Source organism: Enterobacter cloacae complex sp. 277I4 (genome assembly GCF_050031465.1).
Classification (GTDB): domain Bacteria; phylum Pseudomonadota; class Gammaproteobacteria; order Enterobacterales; family Enterobacteriaceae; genus Enterobacter; species Enterobacter cloacae.
This window is the reverse complement of sequence record NZ_JBLGWC010000009.1, coordinates 1-985: the sequence shown is the minus strand read 5'-3', so window position 1 is coordinate 985 and position 985 is coordinate 1. Positions and strand designations below refer to the sequence as shown.

Here is a 985-nt window from a genome sequence, read left to right as displayed (position 1 = left end):
CCTGATATGAGCAGGCTGTCGAGTGCTGATTTATGCTGCTTTTCCAGTTGCGCGGTAAGTGTCGAAAATACCGATCTGTTAGCGAGCGTGACGACTTCGGCAAGCGTCCGTTCGATCACTTCAACAGAAGGGAAAATAACATTATTGTTATGTAGCCAGCTGAGCATTTCTTCCGCCAGCATAAATCCTTTGTCAGTTCGCATGGCATAGGGGTGCAGATGACGGATACAGTCTTTTTGCATTGACCGGCTGAACGGGGATAGCTCCAGGTAGCGATAAAGTTCGGTCAGATGTTCCCAGCGGGTTTGCTCTCTGGATGCATATTCCGGCCATAAATCAGGCTGAAGTTTCAGTCGGGAAGCAACCCTGGATACAACGCCATTGTGAGGAGCACTGCTTTTGTCCGGAATAAATCCAGGTCCACGCAGATAACAGAGTAATACAGCAAAGCCCAGGCGATTCGCTGGCCTTCGGTGCTTATTAATGAGCGCAATATCCGGTTCGTTCAGAAAACACATTCGGGTCAGAATAATTTCATCATCTGGTATAACCAGTAAGCGTTCCTGCTCTTCGCTGCTCAGTATCTGTCGCCGTGGCATAAATGCCTCCCTCGCGTATAGTTTTCATCTGTTATTTGTTCGCTGTGACCGAAACCGGTCGGTTTCGTACACCACTTACAGCACATGTCCGAAACTTAGTGAAATTAATTTCGGACACACGTTATAATTCGGACATCCATTTCGTACGGAAAGTTTCCCATGTCACGTGTTTTTGCCTACTGCAGGGTCTCAACTCTGGAACAGACCACAGAAAACCAGCGTCGTGAAATTGAAGCGGCGGGTTTTGCCATCAGATCCCAACGACTTATTGAGGAGCATATCAGTGGCTCGGTTGCTGCCAGCGAACGCCCCGGATTTATCCGGTTGCTAGATCGCATGGAAAATGGGGATGTACTGATTGTCACCAAACTTGACCGTCTGGGTCG

The 985-nt window shown here is 48.5% G+C and carries 2 protein-coding genes; one reads left to right on the top strand and one right to left on the bottom strand.

The annotated features are described in order from the left end of the window. A partial coding sequence (locus ACQG19_RS27460) for a DUF4158 domain-containing protein (RefSeq protein WP_426726018.1) occupies positions 1–599 on the bottom strand: 599 nt, incomplete at its 3' end. A 159-nt stretch (positions 600–758) separates the two neighbouring features. Here ACQG19_RS27460 and ACQG19_RS27455 point away from each other — a divergent pair. Continuing rightward, positions 759–985, top strand: a 227-nt coding sequence (locus ACQG19_RS27455; RefSeq protein ID WP_139787459.1) for a recombinase family protein, incomplete at its 3' end; no start/stop codon positions are given.